This window comes from Rhizobium sp. G21, assembly GCF_014158035.1.
Taxonomy (GTDB): Bacteria; Pseudomonadota; Alphaproteobacteria; order Rhizobiales; family Rhizobiaceae; genus Rhizobium_E.
On the sequence record NZ_JACFXW010000001.1, the window covers coordinates 2631754 to 2652553 of the forward strand.

General features: G+C 62.9%; 23 protein-coding genes, 1 tRNA gene and 2 pseudogenes. 9 read left to right on the forward strand and 17 right to left on the reverse strand.

Features of this window, described 5'->3' with window-relative positions; genetic code table 11:
- Positions 1-363 precede the first annotated feature (363 nt).
- Positions 364-1106, reverse strand: a pseudogene (locus tag H2O14_RS13380) (class I SAM-dependent methyltransferase).
- Positions 1107-1185: 79 nt separating this feature from the next.
- Here H2O14_RS13380 and gloB point away from each other — a divergent pair.
- From gloB to H2O14_RS13395, 3 genes are all read left to right on the forward strand, one after another.
- Positions 1186-1956, forward strand: a complete 771-nt coding sequence (gloB, locus tag H2O14_RS13385; RefSeq protein ID WP_182828047.1) for a hydroxyacylglutathione hydrolase — start codon at positions 1186-1188, stop codon at positions 1954-1956.
- Between the two features lie 2 nt (positions 1957-1958).
- Entirely contained in the window at positions 1959-2600 is a 642-nt protein-coding gene (locus tag H2O14_RS13390) for a DNA-3-methyladenine glycosylase (protein ID WP_182828048.1), read from the forward strand.
- A 103-nt stretch (positions 2601-2703) separates the two neighbouring features.
- The gene (locus H2O14_RS13395; RefSeq protein WP_182828049.1) at positions 2704-3264 is read left to right on the forward strand and encodes an HNH endonuclease; all 561 of its coding nucleotides are present in this window, start codon (positions 2704-2706) and stop codon (positions 3262-3264) included.
- A 22-nt stretch (positions 3265-3286) separates the two neighbouring features.
- Here the strand turns inward: H2O14_RS13395 and H2O14_RS13400 are convergent, their stop codons facing one another.
- Positions 3287-3787 (reverse strand): disulfide bond formation protein B, encoded by a 501-nt coding sequence (locus H2O14_RS13400; RefSeq protein ID WP_182828050.1) that lies wholly within the window; start codon positions 3785-3787, stop codon positions 3287-3289.
- A 7-nt stretch (positions 3788-3794) separates the two neighbouring features.
- Complete coding sequence (locus H2O14_RS13405) at positions 3795-4385, reverse strand: YqaA family protein (protein ID WP_182828051.1); 591 nt, start codon at positions 4383-4385, stop codon at positions 3795-3797.
- Between the two features lie 209 nt (positions 4386-4594).
- Here H2O14_RS13405 and H2O14_RS13410 point away from each other — a divergent pair.
- Positions 4595-4679, forward strand: a tRNA-Leu gene (locus tag H2O14_RS13410).
- Between the two features lie 34 nt (positions 4680-4713).
- Here the strand turns inward: H2O14_RS13410 and H2O14_RS13415 are convergent.
- Entirely contained in the window at positions 4714-5646 is a 933-nt protein-coding gene (locus H2O14_RS13415) for a DMT family transporter (protein WP_182828052.1), read from the reverse strand.
- 97 nt (positions 5647-5743) lie between these two features.
- Positions 5744-6550, reverse strand: a complete 807-nt coding sequence (locus tag H2O14_RS13420; RefSeq protein ID WP_409526921.1) for a DUF72 domain-containing protein — start codon at positions 6548-6550, stop codon at positions 5744-5746.
- Between the two features lie 114 nt (positions 6551-6664).
- Here H2O14_RS13420 and H2O14_RS13425 point away from each other — a divergent pair, with 114 nt between their 5' ends.
- Entirely contained in the window at positions 6665-8326 is a 1662-nt protein-coding gene (locus tag H2O14_RS13425) for an AMP-binding protein (RefSeq protein WP_182828054.1), read from the forward strand.
- Between the two features lie 3 nt (positions 8327-8329).
- Here the strand turns inward: H2O14_RS13425 and H2O14_RS13430 are convergent, their stop codons facing one another.
- Positions 8330-9331, reverse strand: a complete 1002-nt coding sequence (locus H2O14_RS13430; protein WP_182828055.1) for a DUF2125 domain-containing protein — start codon at positions 9329-9331, stop codon at positions 8330-8332.
- Between the two features lie 44 nt (positions 9332-9375).
- Here H2O14_RS13430 and H2O14_RS13435 point away from each other — a divergent pair, with 44 nt between their 5' ends.
- On the forward strand, positions 9376-9921 hold the full coding sequence (locus tag H2O14_RS13435; RefSeq protein ID WP_246697599.1) for a gamma-glutamylcyclotransferase: 546 nt from the start codon (positions 9376-9378) through the stop codon (positions 9919-9921).
- On the opposite strand, the pseudogene H2O14_RS13440 reads toward H2O14_RS13435, so the two are convergent.
- The 5 genes and pseudogenes from H2O14_RS13440 to H2O14_RS13460 form a co-directional block, all read right to left on the reverse strand.
- Positions 9906-10699: pseudogene (locus H2O14_RS13440) on the reverse strand (lysophospholipid acyltransferase family protein). The gene H2O14_RS13435 and the pseudogene H2O14_RS13440 sit on opposite strands and share 16 nt — an antisense overlap.
- 69 nt (positions 10700-10768) lie before the next feature.
- The gene (locus H2O14_RS13445; protein ID WP_182828056.1) at positions 10769-11428 is read right to left on the reverse strand and encodes a YdcF family protein; all 660 of its coding nucleotides are present in this window, start codon (positions 11426-11428) and stop codon (positions 10769-10771) included.
- A 58-nt stretch (positions 11429-11486) separates the two neighbouring features.
- The gene (locus H2O14_RS13450; RefSeq protein ID WP_182828057.1) at positions 11487-12467 is read right to left on the reverse strand and encodes a cell division protein FtsX; all 981 of its coding nucleotides are present in this window, start codon (positions 12465-12467) and stop codon (positions 11487-11489) included.
- The gene (gene ftsE, locus H2O14_RS13455; protein ID WP_182828058.1) at positions 12460-13119 is read right to left on the reverse strand and encodes a cell division ATP-binding protein FtsE; all 660 of its coding nucleotides are present in this window, start codon (positions 13117-13119) and stop codon (positions 12460-12462) included. The genes H2O14_RS13450 and ftsE overlap by 8 nt, the downstream gene beginning before the upstream one ends.
- A 66-nt stretch (positions 13120-13185) precedes the next feature.
- Positions 13186-13440, reverse strand: coding sequence for a hypothetical protein (locus tag H2O14_RS13460; RefSeq protein ID WP_182828059.1), 255 nt, complete (start codon positions 13438-13440; stop codon positions 13186-13188).
- A gap of 110 nt (positions 13441-13550) precedes the next feature.
- Between H2O14_RS13460 and H2O14_RS13465 the strand changes: the two genes are divergently transcribed.
- From H2O14_RS13465 to H2O14_RS13475, 3 genes are all read left to right on the forward strand, one after another.
- Positions 13551-13910, forward strand: a complete 360-nt coding sequence (locus H2O14_RS13465) for a hypothetical protein (protein WP_182828060.1) — start codon at positions 13551-13553, stop codon at positions 13908-13910.
- A gap of 57 nt (positions 13911-13967) precedes the next feature.
- Positions 13968-14510: a hypoxanthine phosphoribosyltransferase gene (hpt, locus tag H2O14_RS13470; protein ID WP_182828061.1), complete on the forward strand. Its 543-nt coding sequence runs from the start codon at positions 13968-13970 to the stop codon at positions 14508-14510.
- A 146-nt stretch (positions 14511-14656) separates the two neighbouring features.
- Entirely contained in the window at positions 14657-15028 is a 372-nt protein-coding gene (locus H2O14_RS13475) for a response regulator (protein ID WP_182828062.1), read from the forward strand.
- A gap of 54 nt (positions 15029-15082) precedes the next feature.
- Here the strand turns inward: H2O14_RS13475 and H2O14_RS13480 are convergent, their stop codons facing one another.
- The 6 genes from H2O14_RS13480 to argH form a co-directional block, all read right to left on the reverse strand.
- Positions 15083-17011, reverse strand: a complete 1929-nt coding sequence (locus tag H2O14_RS13480; protein ID WP_312858603.1) for a TIGR02302 family protein — start codon at positions 17009-17011, stop codon at positions 15083-15085.
- Positions 16984-17199 (reverse strand): DUF4175 family protein, encoded by a 216-nt coding sequence (locus H2O14_RS28475; RefSeq protein WP_281410025.1) that lies wholly within the window; start codon positions 17197-17199, stop codon positions 16984-16986. Before H2O14_RS28475 ends, H2O14_RS13480 begins: the two co-directional genes overlap by 28 nt.
- On the reverse strand, positions 17097-17711 hold the full coding sequence (locus H2O14_RS28480) for a DUF4175 family protein (RefSeq protein ID WP_281409986.1): 615 nt from the start codon (positions 17709-17711) through the stop codon (positions 17097-17099). The genes H2O14_RS28475 and H2O14_RS28480 overlap by 103 nt, the downstream gene beginning before the upstream one ends.
- Positions 17712-17825: 114 nt before the next feature.
- Positions 17826-19097: a diaminopimelate decarboxylase gene (lysA, locus tag H2O14_RS13485; protein ID WP_182828063.1), complete on the reverse strand. Its 1272-nt coding sequence runs from the start codon at positions 19095-19097 to the stop codon at positions 17826-17828.
- 13 nt (positions 19098-19110) lie between these two features.
- Entirely contained in the window at positions 19111-19299 is a 189-nt protein-coding gene (lptM, locus tag H2O14_RS13490; protein ID WP_182828064.1) for an LPS translocon maturation chaperone LptM, read from the reverse strand.
- A 96-nt stretch (positions 19300-19395) separates the two neighbouring features.
- A complete protein-coding gene (gene argH / locus H2O14_RS13495) occupies positions 19396-20796 on the reverse strand; it encodes an argininosuccinate lyase (protein ID WP_182828065.1) in 1401 nt (466 codons plus the stop codon).
- Positions 20797-20800 lie beyond the last annotated feature (4 nt).

The window sequence follows — 20800 nt, forward strand, 5'->3', positions numbered from 1 at the left end:
AGATAATAATAGGCAGTGCCCTGCGGAATCGCCACGATTTCTTTCCCCCAAAAGAAGATTTTATTCTTCAGTTCTCTGAATCTTTTGGAGTTATATTGCGATAAGTCGACACGGCGCAATATTCGGTTAATATTATATTCCCGTTGATTGACACCAAATGGTTGAAAACTGGCCTTCGCAGAAAAGGCAAATCGCAGCATTCACATTTAGATTCAATTGCTTGCAGTCGCGTGATTTATTGTTTTATGTGAACGAAATCGCATAAAAAACGTGCAGTCGACTCGATGTTCGACTGTCGAGGCGAGGTAAAATCATGCAATTTTGCTTGCTCTATTCACCGATGCTGTAGCGTAAGTAGAGACTTTAATCCGCTTTACGTGCGGTCGGGATGCCCTGAGGGGCTAAAACCGGCGCGAAAACGCGTCGGGACGCTCGCGCATGCACCGGCAGGCCCTGATAGAGGCGTTTCTGCGCTTCATACAGGATGACGCCGGAGAAAACGGGCAGGAGACGCCGGCCCAGCGGCTCCAGACCCGACAGGAGTCGGAGAATCGCCCGACTTCGATAGGGCGGGAAGAAAAGAGCGCCGGCCGATGCGCCCGGGGTGAAATTCGCCTCGCGCAACAGCGTCACAAGTTGCCCGCCCGAATAGGGTCGGCCAGCTCCGAAAGGCGTATGTTCGAGCCGCGCCCAGACGCCGCGACGATTGGGCGCCACCACCACCAAGCGCCCCCGGGCGCCAGAACCCGCCAGACTTCTTTCAGCATCTCGCGCGGGTTCTCGGCGAATTCCAGCGAATGCACGAGCAGCACCCGGTCGATCGAGGCGTCCGGCAACGGCAGTTCCTCGTCGAACACCAAAGCGGTCGCCGATTTGCCGTCCGACGGCCAGTTCACGGCGCCCTGGCCCGCCGGCATGAAGGCGAAGGCGCGTTCGGCGTCTTTCTTGAAGCGATCCAGATAGGGCGGGGCGTAACCGAGACCGAGCAGGCGTTCGTCCGGCAGCCTTGGCCAGAGCGCCTGGAGGCTCGCGGTGATCGATGCCTCCGCCAGCCGGCCGAGCGGCGAGTGATAGAATTGCCGGAGATCCACGATGTCGGTGTTCATGGCGCAAATGTAACGAGGGTGGGTTGGACTTCAAGCCTGGATCGCCTAAATCTTGCCCATCGGAATAGAGGAGAGACCCATGGCGACGCTCGAGATCGACCTGTTTACCGCCCGCAGCGACAATTTCGGCGTTTTGCTGCATGATCCCGAAACCGGCCGCACGGCGTCGATCGATGCGCCCGAACAAGCCCCGATTCTGGCGGCGCTCGAACGGCGCGGCTGGACGCTGACCGACATATTCACCACCCATCATCATCAGGATCACGTCGAGGCCAACATGGCGCTCAAGGACCGGTTCGGTGTGACGATCGTCGGCCCCGGCAGCGAAGCCGATCGGATCCCCGGCATCGACACGTCGGTCGGCGACGGCGACAGTTTCGATTTCGCCGGCCATCGGGTGGAGGTGATCGAGACGCCGGGCCATACCGCCGGCCATATCTGCTTCTACCTGCCCGAGGACAAGTTGCTGTTTTCGGCCGATACGCTGTTCGCGCTCGGCTGCGGGCGATTGTTCGAGCGGCCGGCCGAGGTGATGTGGCCGTCGCTTCTGAAACTGCGGGCGCTGCCCGCCGACACCACCGTCTATTTCGGCCATGAATACACGCTCTCCAATGCGCGCTTCGCCGTGACGATCGATCCGGACAATGCGGCGCTGACGGCGCGGGCGCAGGCGATCGAGACGCTGCGCGCCAAGGGCCGGCCGACCGCGCCGACTTTGCTCGCCGACGAAATCGCCACCAACCCGTTTCTCCGCGCCGACGATCCGGCCATCCGCGCCCATCTGGGTATGGAGGCGGCGGAAGATTGGCAGGTCTTCGCCGAAATCCGCGCCCGCAAGGACCGCTTCTGACCATGCGTCTGCTGACCAGCGAGACCGAGATCACCGAAGCCGTGGCCGACCTCGTCGCGCTCGACCCGCGCTTCGCGCCGGTGGCGGCGCGGGCTGGCGCCATCCCGCTTCGCTTTCGGCCGGCGGGTTACGCGGCGCTCGCCTCGGTCATCGTTTCGCAGATGGTGTCGCGCGCTTCCGCCGAGGCGATCTGGGCGCGGCTTGAAACTGCGTGCGGCGTGGTGGAGCCTGAGCGTTTGTCGTCGCTCGCCGAAGCCGATCTCAGGGCTGTCGGTCTTTCAGGCGCAAAGATCGTCGCTCTTCGGGCGGTGGCGGAGGCCTGCGGCGCCGGTCTCGATCTGAAGGCCATTGCAGGTCTCCCGACCGACGAGGCGATCGGGGCGCTGACCGCCATTCGCGGCGTGGGGCCTTGGACGGCCGAAGTCTTTCTGTTGTTTTCAGGCGGTCATGCCGACATTTTCCCGGCGGGCGACGTGGCGTTGCAGACGGCGGCGGCGCGCGCGTTCGGTCTCACGGAAACGCCGCAACACCGGCAGTTGCGGCGGATGGCGGAGGACTGGCGGCCTTTGCGCTCTGCGGCGGCGCGACTTCTCTGGGCGTTTTATGCGGCAGAGCGACGCGGCGCGGGCATGCTGGCGGGTTGACCAGCGCTTTCTTAAAAAACCGTTTCTTTTCAGGCTTCACAATCCTGTTGCAATGCGCCTAGTATGAAGGGGCAGGGAATTCGAATCGGTCAGGGAGTGCATCTTGACGATTGCAGTATCACCCCAGTCGCTTCCGGCGTTGGTCCTTAATGCGGACTATCGGCCCTTGAGTTATTACCCCTTGTCGCTATGGTCCTGGCAGGACGCGATCAAGGCCGTTTTTCTCGACCGCGTGAACATCATCGCCGAATATGAGCATTCGGTGTCCTCGCCCAGCTATTCGATGAAGCTGCCGAGCGTCGTCTGCCTCAAATCCTATGTTCAGCCGTCGCGCTATCCCGCCTTCACGCGCTTCAATGTCTTCCTGCGCGACAAGTTCGAATGCCAGTATTGCGGATCGGACGACGATCTGACCTTCGACCATGTGACGCCACGGGCGCGGGGCGGCCAGACGACCTGGGAAAACGTCGTCACGGCCTGCGCGCCCTGCAATCTGCGCAAAGGCTCGAAACTGCCGCGCCAGGCCGGCATGTTCCCGATGCAGAAGCCTTACCGGCCGACGGTGCAGGACCTGCACAACAATGGCCGGCTGTTTCCGCCCAACTATCTGCATGAAAGCTGGCTCGATTATCTCTACTGGGACACCGAATTGCAGCCGCCGTGACAAAGGCCCTTCGGGGCTTTTTTCATGCCTTGCGCAGCAATCCCCGGATGCCGATCGCCGCGAGGACCAGGCTCGCAATCACGTTCCAGCCCGCGAAAGACAGGCCGAGCACCCGCAGCGTTGCGTCCGTGCAGGACGGGCCGTGCTGTTTGTTGATGTCGTCGAGCAGGCTGCCGGCATTCTGAGACACCGCGTTGACCGAGGTCGAGCAGCTGGCCGGACCCTCCCAGAAACGCCATTCGACGCCGGCGTGATAGACGCCGAGGCCGGCGCCGATCAGCATAGTGAGCACGATCAGCGCGATCAGCACTTTTGCGACCATCGGGGGCAGGCGCAGCCAAGCGGCGGCAATTGCGAGCACGCCGAGCGGCACGCCGATATAATAGGGATCGCGCTGCAACAGGCAGAGCGCGCAGGGCACATAGCCGCCGATATGCTCGAAGCCGAGCGCGCTTGCGATCACCACGGCCATGCCGAGCGTGAGGAGGAGGGCGACGCCCAGATTGGGTCGGTCCGCGATCATGGCAGCCTCAATGTTTCAGCGCGAGATAGAGGAAATAAGCGAGGATCAGCGCCACGGCCGCCGACCCCGCCAACATGTTGAGCCTGCGCTCGATGAAGTCGCGGATCGGGCTGCCATAGCGAGAGAACAGCCAGGCGAGCAGCATGAACTTGCCGCCGCGCGCCACCACCGCCGCTAAAAAGAACACCAGCAGATTGACCTGCAACACGCCCGACAGAATGGTGACGACCTTGAGCGGCGGCAGATGCGCCACCCCGGAGGTCACCAGGAACAGCATCACCAGATCGAGCGACACCGCCGATTTCAGCGTCTCGAAATCGTCGAGCTTGCCATAGAATTCCAGAACCGGCTTGGCGATGGCCTCGAAGGCGTAATAGCCGATCATCCAGCCGGCGACGCCGCCCAGAATCGAGCCGAGCGCCGCGATCAGCCCGTAGCGCCAGACCTTGCGCGGATTGGCGATCGCCATGGGCAGGAACAGCACTTCGGCCGGCACCAGGAAGATCGAGCTTTCGACGAAGGAGATCACGAAGAGCCAGAGTTCGGCTGAAGGACGTTCGGCGAGCCGCATGGTCCAGTCGTAAAGTCGTCTCAGCATTCTCGGCCCCGTTCAAATACGCGCAACGTCTTTAGGCCCGCCGCCGGAAATTTGCAAATTTCCTTCGCGCGCGGTGCGCACACTTCGTCGTGAAAACATCGCGCGGCGGGATGGGCGAAATCACCGCCGAATGTTCAAAAACCGGTTGACCACGGCCTTCGCCTTCGTATAGTCCCGCGCAGTCTTCCAGTGATTTTCCTCACTGACTTGCCCCATTGGCGGAATTGGTAGACGCGCTCGACTCAAAATCGAGTTCCGAAAGGAGTGCTGGTTCGAGTCCGGCATGGGGCACCACCTTCCCAGAAACACTGCTTTTTGCCGCGCCAGATTATGCGGATGCCTCCGCCCGCGCCTCGCGTCCCAACAGCGCGATCAGCCCGCCGCCGATGATCAGCAGCGCGCCCACGAGCGTGGTCAGATAGGGGATCTCGCCGAAAAACAGGAAGCCCCAGAGCGGGGCCCAGAGCATGCCGGTATATTCGAAAGAGCCGACGATGCTGGCCTTGGCGACGCGGTAGGCCTGGGTGAGCAGCGTGACGCCTATCGCCGCGATGACGCCGCAGGAGGCGATGGCGAGAAAATCGGCGAGCGTCGGCCAGGACCAGGAGCGCACGAGAAAATCGAGCGAGGGATGGCCGAGTTCTTCGACGCCGATCAGATGGGTGATCGCCGCGATGATCAACGCGCCGATCAGATAGACGCCGTTCTGGTAGCTCGCCATCACCGAAGCGGTTTCCTTGTCGCCGAGGCGTCGCGCCATCAGCATGGACAGCGCATAGGTGGCGGCCGAGAACAGCGACAGAAGCGCCGCCGGCTCGAAGACGCCCAAGCCGGGCCGGAGCATGACCACCACGCCGGCGAAACCGATCAGCGCCGCGGCGATCTTGCGCGGCGTGATGATCTCTCCCAGAAGGGGCGCCGCGAGCGCCAGCATGAACAGTGGCACGGTAAAATAGAGCGCCACGGCGTCCGCCAGCGGCAGAGCCGGAAAGGCCATATAATAGCTCGTATAAGCGAGCAGCATGATGGCGGAGCGCGCCGCCAGCGACCGCGCATTGGGCGAGAACAGCGGCTTGAGGCTGCGATGCTCCCACCACACGAAAGCGAGCAGGATCGGCGCCGAGATCAGGCAGCGGATCGACACGACCTCGGTCAGAGCGTAAGCGCTGGACACGGATTTGATCACCGCATCCTGCAGCGAGAAGACGAACACGCCAAGGCACAGCATGGCGACCCCGAAGGCGGTTCTGTTCTGCGTCATCTGATCTCCATGCTCCCCGAGCCCCAAGACTAGCGTGACGGACACCCGGGGGATGCCGCATTCACGACGGGAAACGCCGCAGGAGATGCGGCGCGGATCAACCAAGTCGACGGATGAGCTCCATGGCGGCGGCTGGATTGCTGACCTTGTGGCCGCTGATCACAAACAGGTACACGTCGCGCGGAACGGGTTTTGCCGGCTCGAGGGAAAACGAACGCAGATCCGCCGGCGTTCCGCCGGCCGCCCAGCTCGTCGCCCGGTCGGCCCAGGTGTCCAATTCGGCGTTGGAATAGCCGTTCGGTTCGTCTTCCTTCGTCCCCATGATGCGGGCATAGACGAAAGGCGCGGTCGGATCGGCAATCTGGGGAAATTCCGAGTCGCCCGCCGTGATGATCGCGACGCCATAGCTCTGCGCAAGCGCGACGAAATCGGGGTTGGCAAAGCTCTCGTGCCGCACTTCCACGGCGTGGCGCAGGGTCACGCCCTCGGCGGTTTTCGGCAGAAGCTTCAGGAAGGCCTCGAAATCATCGGGATCGAACTTCTTGGTCGCCATGAACTGCCAGTTGATCGGCCCCAGCTTCTGCTTCAGCTCCAGCATGCCCCCTCGGATGAATTTTTCGATGCTGCCGCCGGCTTCGGCCAGAACCTTGCGGTTCGTCGCAAAGCGCGGCGCCTTGAGCGCGAAGACGAAATCATCGGACGTCTCCTCGCGCCACTTGATGAAGCTGTCGGGCTTGATGGAGCCGTAATAGGTGCCGTTCACCTCGATGGCGGTGAGCTTCGAGGCCGCATATTCGAGTTCGCGCTTCTGGGTCAGCCCATTGGGATAAAACGGGCCGCGCCAGGGCTCGAATGTCCAGCCGCCGATGCCGATGCGGATCTTGCCTGACGCGCTCATGTTCATCTCCTCTGTCTCGATTCGGAAGACTGCCTCCGGCCGCAGGCGCGGTCAAAGCCTTCTATTTCCACGCAGTGCGAAACATGCTATTGCAGCGCACCAAAACGCGGGGTTTGTTGCATGTTCCTGCCAGATTGCGGCGGCTATGACGAGCTGATGGCTCGTTTCCGCTGGGAAATTCCCGAAAAATTCAATATGGGCCGCGCGGTCGCCGATTTCTGGGCGGCGCGCGAACCCGAAAGGCTGGCGCTCGAACATTACGAGCTCGACGGCCGGCATCGTCGTATGAGTTACGGCGAGCTCGCCGATCTCTCGGACCGCTTCGCCGCGTCTCTCGTCCGGCTCGGCGTAGAGCCCGGCGATCGCGTTGCGATCCTCCTGCCGCAGTGTTTCGAAACCGTCATCGCCCATCTCGGTATTTATAAAATGGGCGGGGTGGCGTTGCCGCTCGCGCTGTTGTTCGGCGCCGATGCGCTGGATTTCAGGCTGAAGGATTCGGGCGCCGCGGCCATCGTCACAAACGCCTATGGTTACGGCAAGATCGAACCCTTGCTGGTTGGTCTGCCGTCGCTTCGTCATGTCGTAACGACCGAGTCTGTTGGCGGTTCGTCTCCGGCGTTTCGGGCGCTGATGGACGCTGATGCGGGCGATTTCGTCGCCCTCGACACTAGCAATGACGATCCGGCGCTGATGATCTATACCTCCGGCACCAAGGGGCCGCCCAAGGGCGCCTTGCATGCTCATCGGGTGCTGGCAGGCCATGTGCCCGGCGTGCAGGCGGCGCAGGAGATGATGCCGCAGCCGGGCGACAAATTCTGGACCCCCTCCGATTGGGCCTGGGCGGGCGGGCTGCTCAACTGCCTGCTGCCGGGGCTGATGCTCGGCGTGCCCGTGGTCTCCTCTCCCGCGCAGAAATTCGATCCGGATCTCGCTTTTCGCATCATGGCCGATCTCGGCGTCACCAACGCCTTCATTCCACCGACCGCGCTCCGGTTGATGGCGGCGATCGACAGGCCGCTCGAGCGCTATGCGCTGAAGTTGCGCGCCATAGGCTCGGCGGGGGAAACACTGGGCCGCGAAACCTATGACTGGGCCAAGCGCGCGCTCGGTCTCACCGTCAACGAATTCTACGGCCAGACCGAATGCAATATCGTGCTGGGCTCGATCGTCGGCTTCGGCGTCAGCCGCGCCGGGGCGATCGGCAAGACCATGCCGGGCCATACGGTCGCCGTGATCGACGAAGTCGGTCGCGTGCTGCCCTCGGGAAAAGCGGGGCAGATCGCGGTCAGGCGGCCCGATCCGGTGATGTTCCTCGGCTATTGGAACAATCCGGAGGCGACGGAGAAGAAATTTATCGGCGACTGGATGCTCACCGGCGACCAGGGCGTGATGGACGCCGAGGGCTATGTCGATTTCTTCGGTCGCGACGACGACGTCATTACGTCTTCGGGCTATCGCATCGGCCCGGCCGAGATCGAGGACTGCCTGATTTCGCATCCCGCCGTGAGGCTCGCGGCGGCGGTGGGCAAGCCCGATTCTCTGCGCACCGAAATCGTCAAGGCCTATGTGGTGCTCGTCGACGGCGTGATCGGCGACGAGGCGCTGAAGCAGGACATTTCCGACTGGGTTCGCCATCGCCTGTCGATGCATGAATATCCGCGCGAGGTCGACTTCATCGACGCGCTGCCGCTGACCACCACCGGCAAGGTGATCCGGCGCGAATTGCGCGACCGCGCCGCGCGCGAAGCGGCGGGCGATATCAGACGCCGCAACAGCGCGTGACGCTTACAGGGGCGGAATGCGGCCGAGCGGGATCATGCTGAGCGAAATGCGGCCGCGATCGATGCGCAGCGTCACCTTCACGTCCTCATCGCCCTTGGCGAGCCCCTTCAGAAGAGCGGCGACGGCGGAGATGGAGTCGCCGGCGTCGGAGAAGAGCGCGCTCAACTGCGTTTTCCAACCGTCGATATCATCGAGCTTGACGCGGAATTTTCCGTTCAGATAGCCGTCTTCGTCGATGTCGAAATCGCCGGAAAGCTCGCCGAACAGGCCGGCGCCGGTCTCGATCTTGAAGCTGGTGATCGTGCCGCTCGACGCCCTCAGCCGGAGCGGCTTGCCGGCCAGCACATCCGCCTGGTCGTCGAACCGCATTTCGAGACTCGTCGAAATCTCAGGCAGCAGGACCTCGCCGGTTTCGGACGACATGGTCAGCTTGCGGGCGAGAAAAGCGAGTTCGAGATTGCGATCGACGCGGCGCAGATGCGCCTGTCCCTCCTCGGCGCCGACATCGAGATCGACGGGCGATTGCGCCAGGCGAAGCCCGCTTCTGATGTCGGTTCCGGTCAGTGAAAGCGAGGAGAGGCCATTAAGGCCGGCGCTGACGCCGGCGCGCAGCATCTTCCAGGTCGCCTGTGCTGCCGATCCATCCGGACCGGTCACTGCGCCGGGGCTGTCGACTTCGGCGACGGCGCTTGTCGGCGCATAAATGCGGGCGGCCACGCGGGCAGCGCCGGCGCTGGCCGACAGACCGCTCTTGGTGGTCAGGGCCGACCGTGCGCAGGTCGCGCCGATGAGAAAGGGAAAGCCTTCGACTTTGGGAGCCTCGCAGATCAACTCGGACAGCCCCAAACTGGCGGGATTGGCGACCCTCGTGTCGAGCTCGGCTTCGATTTTGCTTGCAACAAAGAACCAGCCAGCCGAATAAAGGATGACGACCAGCACTACCGCGATGCCGAGCCGCCTTATTTTGCGGGAGGCGGATGAGGGCGCGCTGGTCTTGTCTTGCATGAAATGTCTCTCGGATCAGTCTGTCGCGAATGTCTATCAAGCCCTTGCCTGCCGATATGGACGAATTTTGGGTGTTTGGCTACGGCTCGCTGATGTGGAATCCGGGCTTCGACCATGAGGAGCGGCGGCTTGCGGTGATCCGCGGTTATCACCGCGCCCTCTGCATCCATTCCTGGGTCCATCGCGGCACCGAGGAAAAACCGGGACTGGTGCTGGGGCTGGATCGCGGCGGCGCCTGCAAGGGCGCGGCTTTCCGGGTGCGCGCCGATCGCCGCGACGAGGTGCTGGCCTATCTTCGCGCTCGCGAGCTCGTCACCAATGTCTATCTGGAGCGCGTCGCGCCCGTGACGCTCGACTGCGGCGCCAGGCGACTGGCGGTGACCTATGTGGTGGATCGACGCCATCGCCAATATGCGGCGGGGTTGAGCGTCGAGCGGGCCGCCGAGATCGTGGCGACGGCGCGGGGCCGATCCGGACCCAATGCGGACTATGTTCTCAACACGCTCGCGCATCTGCGCGAGCTCGGCATTCGCGACAATTGGATGGAGGCGGTGGCGAAGGGGTTGAGCGGCGATCAGCCCGCCGCCTGAGCGTCCTTGATCGCCTTCAGCCGCGAGCGGGTGATCGCCGAGAGCCTGAGATGCGGATTGGCTTCGACGGTCTCCACCAGAAGACGATCGCTTTCGGCTTCCATTTCGGTGACCAGATGCTGGAAGAAGGCCTGCGACGGCATGCCCGGCTCGATCGGCTTCATAATGCGGATCTTGATATGGCCGGGCTGGCGCAGAAAGCCGTGGCGCGGCCAGAAAAGCCCGGCATGGGCGATCATCGGGACTACCGGAACCTGCAGATCGCTATAGAGACGGGCGACGCCGTATTTGTAGTCCGGCTCCGCGCCCGGCGCCTTGCGGGTGCCTTCGGGATAGATGATCAGCTGCCTTTTCTTCGCCAGCTCCTCGCGGGCGCGGGCGATCATGTTGGGGATGGCCCGGCTCTTGTCGGAGCGCTTGATCGGGATCATGTCCTGCTTGGCGGCGTACCAGCCGAACAAGGGTATCCAGAGCAGTTCCCGCTTCAGGATGTAGACCGGGTCGTCCACCATCGGGACGATGGCGATCACGTCCCAGAAGGATTGATGCTTCGCCGCGATGATGCAGCCGCCCTCGGGAATGTTTTCGCGACCTTCGATCTCATAGGTCAAGGGAATGATGGTCTTTGCGAGCCAGAGATTGAGCCGCGCCCAGTTCTTCGGGATGATGTAGGCGGTCTTGCGCGGGAGGAAGAAATAGATTGGCGAAAAATGATCATCTGAACGATGAAGCTCACATAGAAGGCGAGCTGAAACAGGGCCGAACGCAGATAGATCATGGAGATGTCCCGAACATCGAATTGCGTTTTCCTTAGCCGAAGCGGGTCGGGATGCAAAGTGGCATCTGGTCAGAGGACGATGCCTGTATAGTCGCGGCTGACCACCAGAAGATATTTGACATATTCCGAAGCCAGCGTTCGCAGCATCAGCGGATTGGCGGCGATGTCGGATAGCGTCAGCCGCTTTTCCACCGGATAGGGCATGAATTCGGTGTCATGGTCGAGGCGGCGAATTTCCGCCAGGCTACGCGGCATGTGGTAATTGTTGGTGACGAGGATCACCGTTTTGTACCGATGGGCGCGGATCCATTGCACGGTTTCCGAGGCATTGCCCTCGGTGTTGCGCGCGTCGTAACCGATATCGACGCAGCACTGGAATATCTCTTCGCGACTGTTGGTGAACGAGCGGATATGGCGCACCGACGTCGCCGGATTCACGCCCGAGATCAACAGCCGCCTGCCTGCCCCTTGCGCGAGAAGCTGCACCGCCTGGTCGATCCGCTGATAGCCGCCGGTGAGCGCGACGATGGCGTCCGCCTTGGGATTGTCGATCGGCGCGAGTGCCGCGACCTGAGCATAAAACACCAGAAAACCGACGCCGAAGGCGGCGATGGAGGCAAGCACGAAGAAACCGACGGTTCTCAGAAACAGGCGTACGGCGAAAGAGGCCAGACCGCGCGCGGGCGGCTGGCCGAGGGCGTCCTGCTCTCGCTCGGCGTCATGAGTCATCGGCCAAGAGGAATAGCCAAAGTTTGCGGCTCAAAATAGGCATTTCAGGTTGTATTGATCATTCCTGATATATATCGAGGCGACCAGGGTCGGAGCGCACATGGTCGATCTCGTCGATCGTTTTCATGACGGTAAAGCGCGCCGTCAGCGTCGTCAGCGCTGCGATGACCAGCATGGTGATGAAAATGCCGCCATAGCCGGTCCAGTCGATGGTGAAGGCGCCGAACAATGCGGTCGCCTGATCGCTCTCCGGCGTGGCGATGCTGCTCGACTGCCACCATCCGGCGGCGGCGAAAGAACCGGCGGCCAGAAAGGCGCCGGCCAGCGATCCTTTCAGCGAAATCAACAGGAAGTGCTTTTGGAATTCCTGCGCCACGAAGCTCGATTCCGCGCCGACGAAATGCAGCACCTCGACGATGTGCCTGTTGCCGGCCAGTGCGCCGCGCGTGGCGAAGATCACGGTCAGCACCATGGCGAAGAACACCAGGCCAAGTACGGCGGAACCGATCACCACCGTCGTTCGGGCCATGGACACCAGCCGATCGACCCAGGTGCGATGGTCGTCGAGATAGGCCTGCGGGATCTTCTTCTGCAGCGCGTCGCGCATCGCGGCGAAATCGGGCGGATTGCGTTCGTCGATGGTGATCACCACAAGCCGCGGCACCGGCAATTCGTCGATATCCAGGCCCGCGCCGAGCCAGGGTTCGAGAAGCCGCGAGGTGGCGGCCTTGTCGAGGACAGTGCCGGTCTTCGTGCCGACGAAGGACAAAGCGAGATCGCGCGCCTCGGCGAGCGCCTTTTCCATATCGAGCGCGTCGTCCGGCTTGATCTGAATGGTGATCTCGCGGGAGATCTGGCTCGCCCAGGAATCGGCGGTGGCGCGGATCATGCCGACCGCGCCGATCGTCAGGCAGGCCAGGAACGACATGATGACGATGACCGCCAGCAGCGCCTTGCTCTGGACGCTTCGTTGCGGAACGATCGCCGCCATCGGGCGAAGCGCGATTTCGCGACGAGGTTTCTGGGCTGTGTCATTCATAGAGATCGAGCCGCCCGGAGGTCAAAATCATGCGGCGCGCTTCGACCTGGTCCATCAGCGCGAGATCGTGCGTGGCGATCACGACGGCCGTGCCGACACGGTTGAGCTCCATGAACAGTTTGAGGATGCGCTTGGCCATGGGCGGATCGACATTGCCGGTCGGTTCGTCGGCGAGCAGCAGTTCCGGCTGGTCGATCAAGGCGCGGGCGATGGCCGCGCGCTGCTTTTCCCCACCCGAGAGAACCGGCGGCAGGACGTTGATGCGGTCGCCCAGCCCCACCCACTTCAGCAATTCGACCACGTCGGAACGGTAGCTCGCTTCATCCTTGCCGCGCACGCGCAGCGGCAGCGCCACATTCTCATAGGTGGTGAGATGGTCGAGCAGCCGGAAATCCTGAAACACGATGCCGATGCGCCGACGCAAGAGCGGCAGCTCGTTTTGCGGGATGGTCGAAGCCTCGCGCCCGAAGACGCGGATCAGTCCGCGCGTCGGCTTGAGCGACATGAACAGCAGCCTGAGCAGGCTGGTCTTGCCGGCCCCGGACGGGCCGGTCAGAAATTGAAATGATCGTTTGGGAATATCGAAGGTGAGATCCTTGAGGATCTCCGGCCCCATACCATAGCGCAGGCCAACATTTTCGAAATGAATCAACGTTTTGTCCAGTTGGTCCGAGGAGAAGGGCTCGCGCGCCGTTAGCGAAGCATTAACCACGGCAGTTTACTTCTCATAAAGGTGAAGTTCAATGCCGGCGACGCGTCGGCGGGCAAACCGATGGGGAAGGCCATGCAGGCGAACAACAACAAAGCCTGGCGAACCGTCGCCGATATCGACGTGCTGCCGCCCGATCGCGCTTCCAGGCCGAATAAACCCGCAAACGGCGGACGGCCCGATGTCGAGGATGCGGTGTTCGAGGTCCTGGGCGGTCCGTCCCGCGCCCGCAGCAACGACAACAGGCCGCGAAGCTCCGGACATGCGAATCTCGCGCCTTTCGCGCCCATGCTGGCGGCTGCGGCGCGGCTGGGCGGCGCGACGGCAGCCTCTCTGGAACGCAGGCTGCTTCGGCTTTCGCCACAAGCGTTCACGTGCCTTCTGTCGGCGGCGGCGATCGCGATGTTCTGGATGCTCGGCGGTTTCGGCGCGCTGGGCAGCCAGACGACCGATCTGCGCGCGGGCCCCTATCTCGTCTCAATCTCCGGATCGCCACCCGCGATCTCGACGGCATGCGGGTGGCGGAGGTCGAAGGCGAACTCGTCAATGACGGGGCGACGGTGCTTGTCGCGCCGGTGCTGGAATTGGTCGGCGGTCCCAACCGAACGCGGCTCGGCAGGATCGGCATCGACGCCGACCGGATCGCGCCGTCCATCCGTTTTCCGTTTTCCGGGCGGTTCCAGATCGCCGGCGCAAAGGCCGAGGATCTGACGATTCTGATCGCCCTGCGTTGAACCGGAATGCGGGGTCGTGGTAACGGACCCTATTGGAACCACAATCGGAGCTTCACCATGCATGTCATTCGCGGCAAGACGATCGAGCCGCTCTTCACCGCGGAGATGATCGCCGAGCGCAACACGGCGCTCGCGCAACAGATCGCCGCCGGTCCCACCAAGGATCTGCTGGTGATTTCGGTGCTGAAAGGCTCCTTCATCTTCGCCGCCGATCTGATCCGCGCGCTGCATACGGCCGGGCTTGCGCCCGAGGTGGAATTCATCACGCTGTCGAGCTACGGCGCCGGCACAGTGTCGCAGGGGGTCCGGATCATCAAGGACATCGACAGCGACGTGAAGGATCGCGACATCCTGCTGATCGACGACATTCTCGAATCCGGCCGCACGCTCACCTTCGCCAAGGAACTGATGTATGAGCGTGGCGCGCGCACCGTGACCATCGCCGTGCTGCTCGACAAGCATGACAAGCGTCAGACGGCGCTGGAAGCGGATTATGTCGGCTTTTCCTGCCCCGATCATTTCGTCGTCGGCTATGGCATGGACGTCGCCTACGCTTTCCGCGAACTGCCGTTCGTCGGCGTCGTCACCGGCGAAGCGTGACGGCTGCCGCTCGAAAAGGATCGTCTGCGACGTAAACCTTTGGGCAAGCATAAGCGGGATTAGCGGGCGCCGACGGCGCCCGCGTTTACCTTTCCCAAAGGGCCGATGGTGTTCACTGGCCCTCGCGTTAAAACGAGGTAAACATCATGGCCCGCATTCTCATTACCGAAGACGAAGATTCACTCCGCCGTTTCGTGGCGCGGGCGCTTCGGCTGGATGGTCATGAGACCGTCGAGGCCGCCGACGGCGCCGAGGGGCTGGAAGCCCTGGGAGAAGGTCCTTTCGACCTGCTTCTGTCGGATATCCGCATGCCGGTGATGGACGGCATCGAACTGGCCCACAAGGCGTCGGCCAATCATCCCGATCTCAAGATCCTGTTGATGACCGGTTATGCCGAACAGCGCGAACGCGCCGACGACCTGATGGAAAAGATCGTCGACGTCGTCTCCAAGCCCTTTTCGCTGCCCGATATCCGCACCGCGGTCGCGCGCGCGCTCACCAGCCAGAAAGCGGCCTGAGCGCACCATTCGTCGGCGCTCGAGCGAGGCTGGAGCTTCAATCCAGGCGCAACCTCATTTGAGATCGAGCAGCCTTTCCAGATAATCACGTTCGATGATGCTCGCAGGTCCGTCGCCGAGACGCTTGCGGATTTCTTCGAGGATTTCGCGGGCGCGCTGGATGTCGATCTGGTCGGGCACCTTGACCTGCTCGTCGATGTCGCCGCCCATCTGGCCGGGTCGACGGCCAAGGGGATCGGCGCCGTCGGCCTGCTGGCCCGGCATGCCCATGCCCTGTCCCTGTCCTTCGCCGGCCTGCTGCAACTGCTGCATCATTTCACCCGCGCCCTTGCGCAACGCTTCGAGGGCGCGTCCCTGCGCGTCGGCGGAGCGTTGGCCCTGCGATTTGCCGAGCGCATCGGATGATTCGCCCATTTCCTTACCGGCTTCGCCGAACCCCGGCATCGGTTTCATGCCGAGTTCGGAGAGCTTCTTCTCCATGCCCTTCAGATCTTTCTGCAGCTGCGCCTGACGCTCCTTGAGAGCCTTCAATGCCTCGCGCAGCTGATCGGCCGTCATCTTGTCTTCCGGCGACGGCTCCTTGCCGTTCGGATCTCCGGCCTGCGGCTGTTCCTCCTCACCCGGCGGCGTCATGTCCTGGAAAGGATCTTCGTTGTTCAAACCCTGTTCGTCGCGCGGATCGCCGCGCTGCATGCGGTCGCGAAGCGTCTGTTCGAGCCGATGGGTTTCCTCCATCAGCTTCTGTTGTTTCTGCATCAGCTCGCCCAGCCGGTCGATCTGGTCGCGCATCGGATTGTCGCCCGGCTGGCGCTGGTTCTGCGGCCGCGCCGTCTGCAGGTTGTTCATCATGCGCTGCATTTCCGACAGCAGCTTCTGCGCCTCTTCGCGCGAGCCGGAGCGGGCGAGATTTTCGAGCTGGTTGAGCATCTTGTCGATGTCCTGCGCCCGCATCATCTTCTGCGGCTGGCTGGCCATCTGGTTGTTTTCAGGATTGCCCATGCGCTTGGCGAGTTCGCTGAGATAGGTCTTCATCGCCTCGCGCAATTCCTTCATCAACGCTTCGATCTCCTTGTCGGAGGCGTTGCGCGACAGGGCTTCCGACAGTTTCTGCTGGGCGTCGCGAAGACGCTTTTCGGCATTGGAGAGATCGCCGTCCTCGATATAGCGGGCGACGTCCCAGAAATAGCCCGACGTTTCCTCGAGCGCCGGCACGGTGTCGGCGAGGCGCAGCCGGTTGCGGGTCGATTCGAGCATCAGGTAATGCGAGAGATTCGGGATCGTCTCGTCGGCGCGGAAGCCGGCGATCTCCGAGAGTTGCAGCGCTTTGGGAACTTTGTTGACGTCGAGCGCGAAGACCTGTCGCTGTTCGGCGATCGAACCGGCGAGCGCCTGTGTGAAGATGCGCTGCGGCATCAGGATCGTCTTGGTCTCGCTGCGGGCTTCATGTCCGGCGGCGTCGCGGGCGACCAGCGTCACCGCCACTTTCTTGCCGGAGAGCGGATGTTCGGTCAAATCCCTGCTCGCGGTGGCCTTCACCGACTTGGCGTTGCCGGGCACGTCGAGCCGAAACACGGGCAATTCGAACAGGGCGATCGCCTTGGGGTCTTGATCGACAGGCTTGATTTCGGCCCGCGCCTCGGTGATCCCGTAGTCGTCCCCCGCCGCGAAGGCGATTTCCAACGCGCCATTGACGGCGCGATCCGGCTCCTTGTCGAAGCGAATTGTCGGGGCCTCATCAGGCGTGAGCTTGAAGGCGAAATTGATCGCGCCCAGCGCAAAGGAGCCGTCACGGGCGAGCTTGACGGTGTAACTCGCGCTTTCGGGCGCGGTTGCGACAGGCTTCGCAGCATCCTTCTCGGCAGTCGGCTTGTCCGGCGTCAACAGCACGTCCTTGTCGGAGCCGGCGGGCGTGAAGCTCGCCTGCTCTCCGGCGGCAGGACCGCTGACGCGGACCGTCAGCACCGAGAATTGCGGCGCGACCACAGGGGCGTCGGCGTCTGGAGCAGGGGGTTCGCACCGCGTTGCGCGGTGAGATAGATCGGCGCCGCGCCCGTGTAAGCCGGCGGCGTCAGCCAGGCGTCGATACGGCTGGAAGCCGCGATATCCTCGGGTGAGGAAAGGTGAAGGCGTCGGAGACGCGGCCGCCGAAATTGGACAGCGAAAAGCTCCAGGCCACCACGAGCCCGAGCACGGCGAGGGCGCGCAGCGCATAGGGATCGCGCCGTGCGATATCCGGCGCCGGACCGCCGCTGTCGATCGCGCCGATCCTGCGCGCCATACGTTCCTGGTGGGCTTTCCACAGGGCGAGGGCGAAGGGATCGGATGTCGCGGGCGCTTCGTTCTGGACGCGGATCGCCTGATGGCGGAGGCCGCTCTTCTGTTCGAGCCTGCTGTCGATCTCGTCCGGCGTCGGCCAGCGGAAACGACCGAGAGACAGGAGCGATACGGAGAAGCCGAACGCGAAGACCACCAACGCGGCGATCTTCAATCCCGACGGCAGCGGCCTCCAGAAGCCGAACCAGCTTGCGATCAGGAACAGGCTGATGACGCCGAGTACGGGCAGGAGCGCGATCACGCCGCGTTCGGCGACGATCGCCGAGGCTGCGAGCCTCCGCATCCAGGCGATCCGCCGTTTCAGGCGGCTCATGTCTGGGGGCGGCGCGTTGTCGTCCGTCGCTGTCATCCGGAGCCCTTGATGCGTTGTGACCGAAGCAGAAGCATAGCATTCTTTGGGCAAAGGCGAGGCAAGCCCCGCAATTGCGCGATCACAATGACTTTAGGCCTTGCTTGTGGAGCGTCAGCCTTCCAGCCAATCGGGCAGGCTGTCGGCGCCGATCATGTCGTCATAGCTCGGTCGCGAGCGAATGACGTGAAAGGCCTCGTCCTTGACAAGGACTTCTGGAATGAGCGGGCGCGAATTGTACATGCCGGCTTGCACCGCGCCATAGGCGCCTGCGGAACCGACCGCCAGCAGATCGCCCGGCTTGGGCTCGGCCATTTCCCGATCCAGCGCCAGATAATCGCCGGTCTCGCAGACGGGTCCGACCACATCGGCGCGGATGCGCGGCGAATTGGCGGCGGTGATCTCGACCGGCATGATCTCGTGCCAGGCCTCATAGAGGGTGGGCCGGATCAAGTCGTTCATCGCCGCGTCGACGATGACGAAAGTCTTGTCGCCGCCATCCTTCACATAGACGACCTCGGTTACGAGAATGCCGGCATTGCCGACGATCAGCCGGCCCGGTTCGGTGACGATCTTGCAGCCGAGGCCGCGCAACTGGTTCTTGACGACCTTCGAATAGGCTTCGGGATTGGGCGGCGGATTGTTGTCGAGCTTGTAGGGAATGCCGAGACCGCCGCCGATATCGACATGCTCGATATGATGACCGTCGGCGCGCAGCGTCTCGACCAGCTCGGCGAGCAGCCGGAAGGCGTCGTCGAACGGCTGCAGATCGGTGATCTGGCTGCCGATATGCATGTCGATGCCGGTGACTTCGATGCCGGCAAGCGTCGCGGCATGCGCATAGACGGCGCGGGCGCGGTCATAGGAGATGCCGAACTTGTTTTCCTTCTTGCCGGTCGAGATCTTCGAATGGGTCTTGGCGTCGACGTCGGGGTTGATGCGGAAGGACACGGGCGCCCGCTTGCCCTTGGCGATGGCGCAGGCGTTCAGCGCTTCGAGCTCCGGTTCGCTCTCGACGTTGAAGCAATAGATGCCGGCGTCGAGCGCGAAATTCATTTCGCGCGTCTTCTTGCCGACGCCCGAAAACATGATGCGATCGGCAGGAATGCCGGCGGCGAGCGCGCGGCGCAATTCGCCTTCCGACACCACGTCGATGCCCGCGCCCATGCGGCCGATCGTCTTCAGCACCGCCTGGTTGGAATTGGCCTTCATCGCATAGCAGACCAATGAGTCCACGTCCGAAAAGGCGTCCTTGAACACCCGCACATGACGCTCGAGGGTGGCGGTGGAATAGAGATAGAACGGCGTGCCGACGGCGGCGGCGATTTCGGGAACGGAGACGTTCTCGGCGTAGAGCACGCCGTCCTTGTAGTCGAAATGGTTCACGGCGGGGATCCGATCAGAGCAGAGGGTCGAGGATGAAGGGGCGGTCTTCGATCTTGGCTTTGTCGTCAGCCTTGGGTTTCTGCGCCGGCTCGGTCTGGCCGGGCGTTTCGAGATCGCCCTTGCGGCCGCAGCCGGACAGCGCCAGCCCGGCCGACATCAACAGGGCTATCGAAAGAAAGCGGACTGAAAGGGTCTTCGACATCGCGGATCCTTGAAACTGACTGCCGTCCTGATTAGCGAAAAAAGCGGCGGCGCGCATCTCTATTATCGTGATGCGCGCGCAAACCGGCGTTATGGCTCAGACACGCTCGCGCCAGGCGGCGATCTGGCTTCGCACCTGGTCGGGCGCCGTGCCGCCATAGCTCTTGCGGGCGGCGACCGAGGCTTCGACGGTGACGACCTTGTAGACGTCTTCCGTCACGCCGGGATGGATAGCCTGCAATTCATCGAGCGGGAGATCGGATAGATCGCAGGCTTTGCTTTCCGCCAGCGCCACGGCGCGGCCGGTCACATGATGGGCTTCCCGGAAGGGCAGGCCGACGGCGCGCACCAGCCAGTCGGCGAGGTCGGTGGCGGTGGAGAAGCCCGCGCCGGCGGCGGCCTTCATCCTGGTCACGTTCACCGTCATATCGGCCACCATGCCGGTCATGGCGGCGAGCGCCAGTTCCAGGCTTTCGGCGGCGTCGAACACCTGTTCCTTGTCTTCCTGCATGTCCTTGGAATAAGCGAGCGGCAGGCCCTTCATCACCGTCAACAGCGCGATCAGCGAACCGTTGATGCGGCCGGTCTTGGCGCGCACCAGTTCCGCGGCGTCGGGGTTCTTCTTCTGCGGCATGATCGACGAGCCGGTCGAGAACGCGTCCGACAGACGGATGAAGCCGAATTGCGGCGTGGTCCAGATGACGATTTCCTCGGCGAAGCGCGACAGATGCGTGGCCGAGATGGCGGCGAGCGACAGGAATTCCAGCGCGAAATCGCGATCCGAGACGGTGTCGATCGAATTGCGGGTCGGTTCGCGAAAGCCGAGCGCCTGCGCCGTCATGTGGCGGTCGATCGGATAGGGCGTGCCGGCCAGCGCCGCCGCGCCAAGCGGGGATTCGTCGAGGCGGGCGATTGCGTCGCGGACACGCGAGCGGTCGCGGCCGATCATTTCCACATAGGCCATGCAGTGATGACCGAAGGTGACAGGTTGGGCGGTCTGCAGATGGGTGAAGCCGGGCATCACGGTGTCGGCATGCGCCTCGGCCTTGTCGAGGAAGGCCTTGATCAGGCCGGTCATCAGCGCTTCGGTCTTGATGAGTTCCGCCTTGACCCAGAGGCGGAAATCCACCGCCACCTGGTCGTTGCGCGAGCGGCCGGTATGCAGGCGGCCGGCGGCGGGGCCGATCAGTTCGGCCAGCCGCGATTCCACATTCATGTGGATGTCTTCAAGTTTGCGTGAGAAGACGAATTGTCCGCTTTCAATCTCGTCCTTGATCTGATTAAGCCCGGCGACGATCTGGTCGCGATCGGCGTCCGTGATGATCTCTTGCGCCGCCAGCATGGTCGCATGGGCGATGGAGCCGGCGATGTCTTGGGCGTAGAGTTTCTTGTCGAAGCCGATCGAGGCGTTGATTTCCTCCATGATGGACGCCGGGCCCGCCGCGAAGCGGCCGCCCCACATCTGGTTGGAGGAAGAATTCGAATTGCCCTCGGACATGACG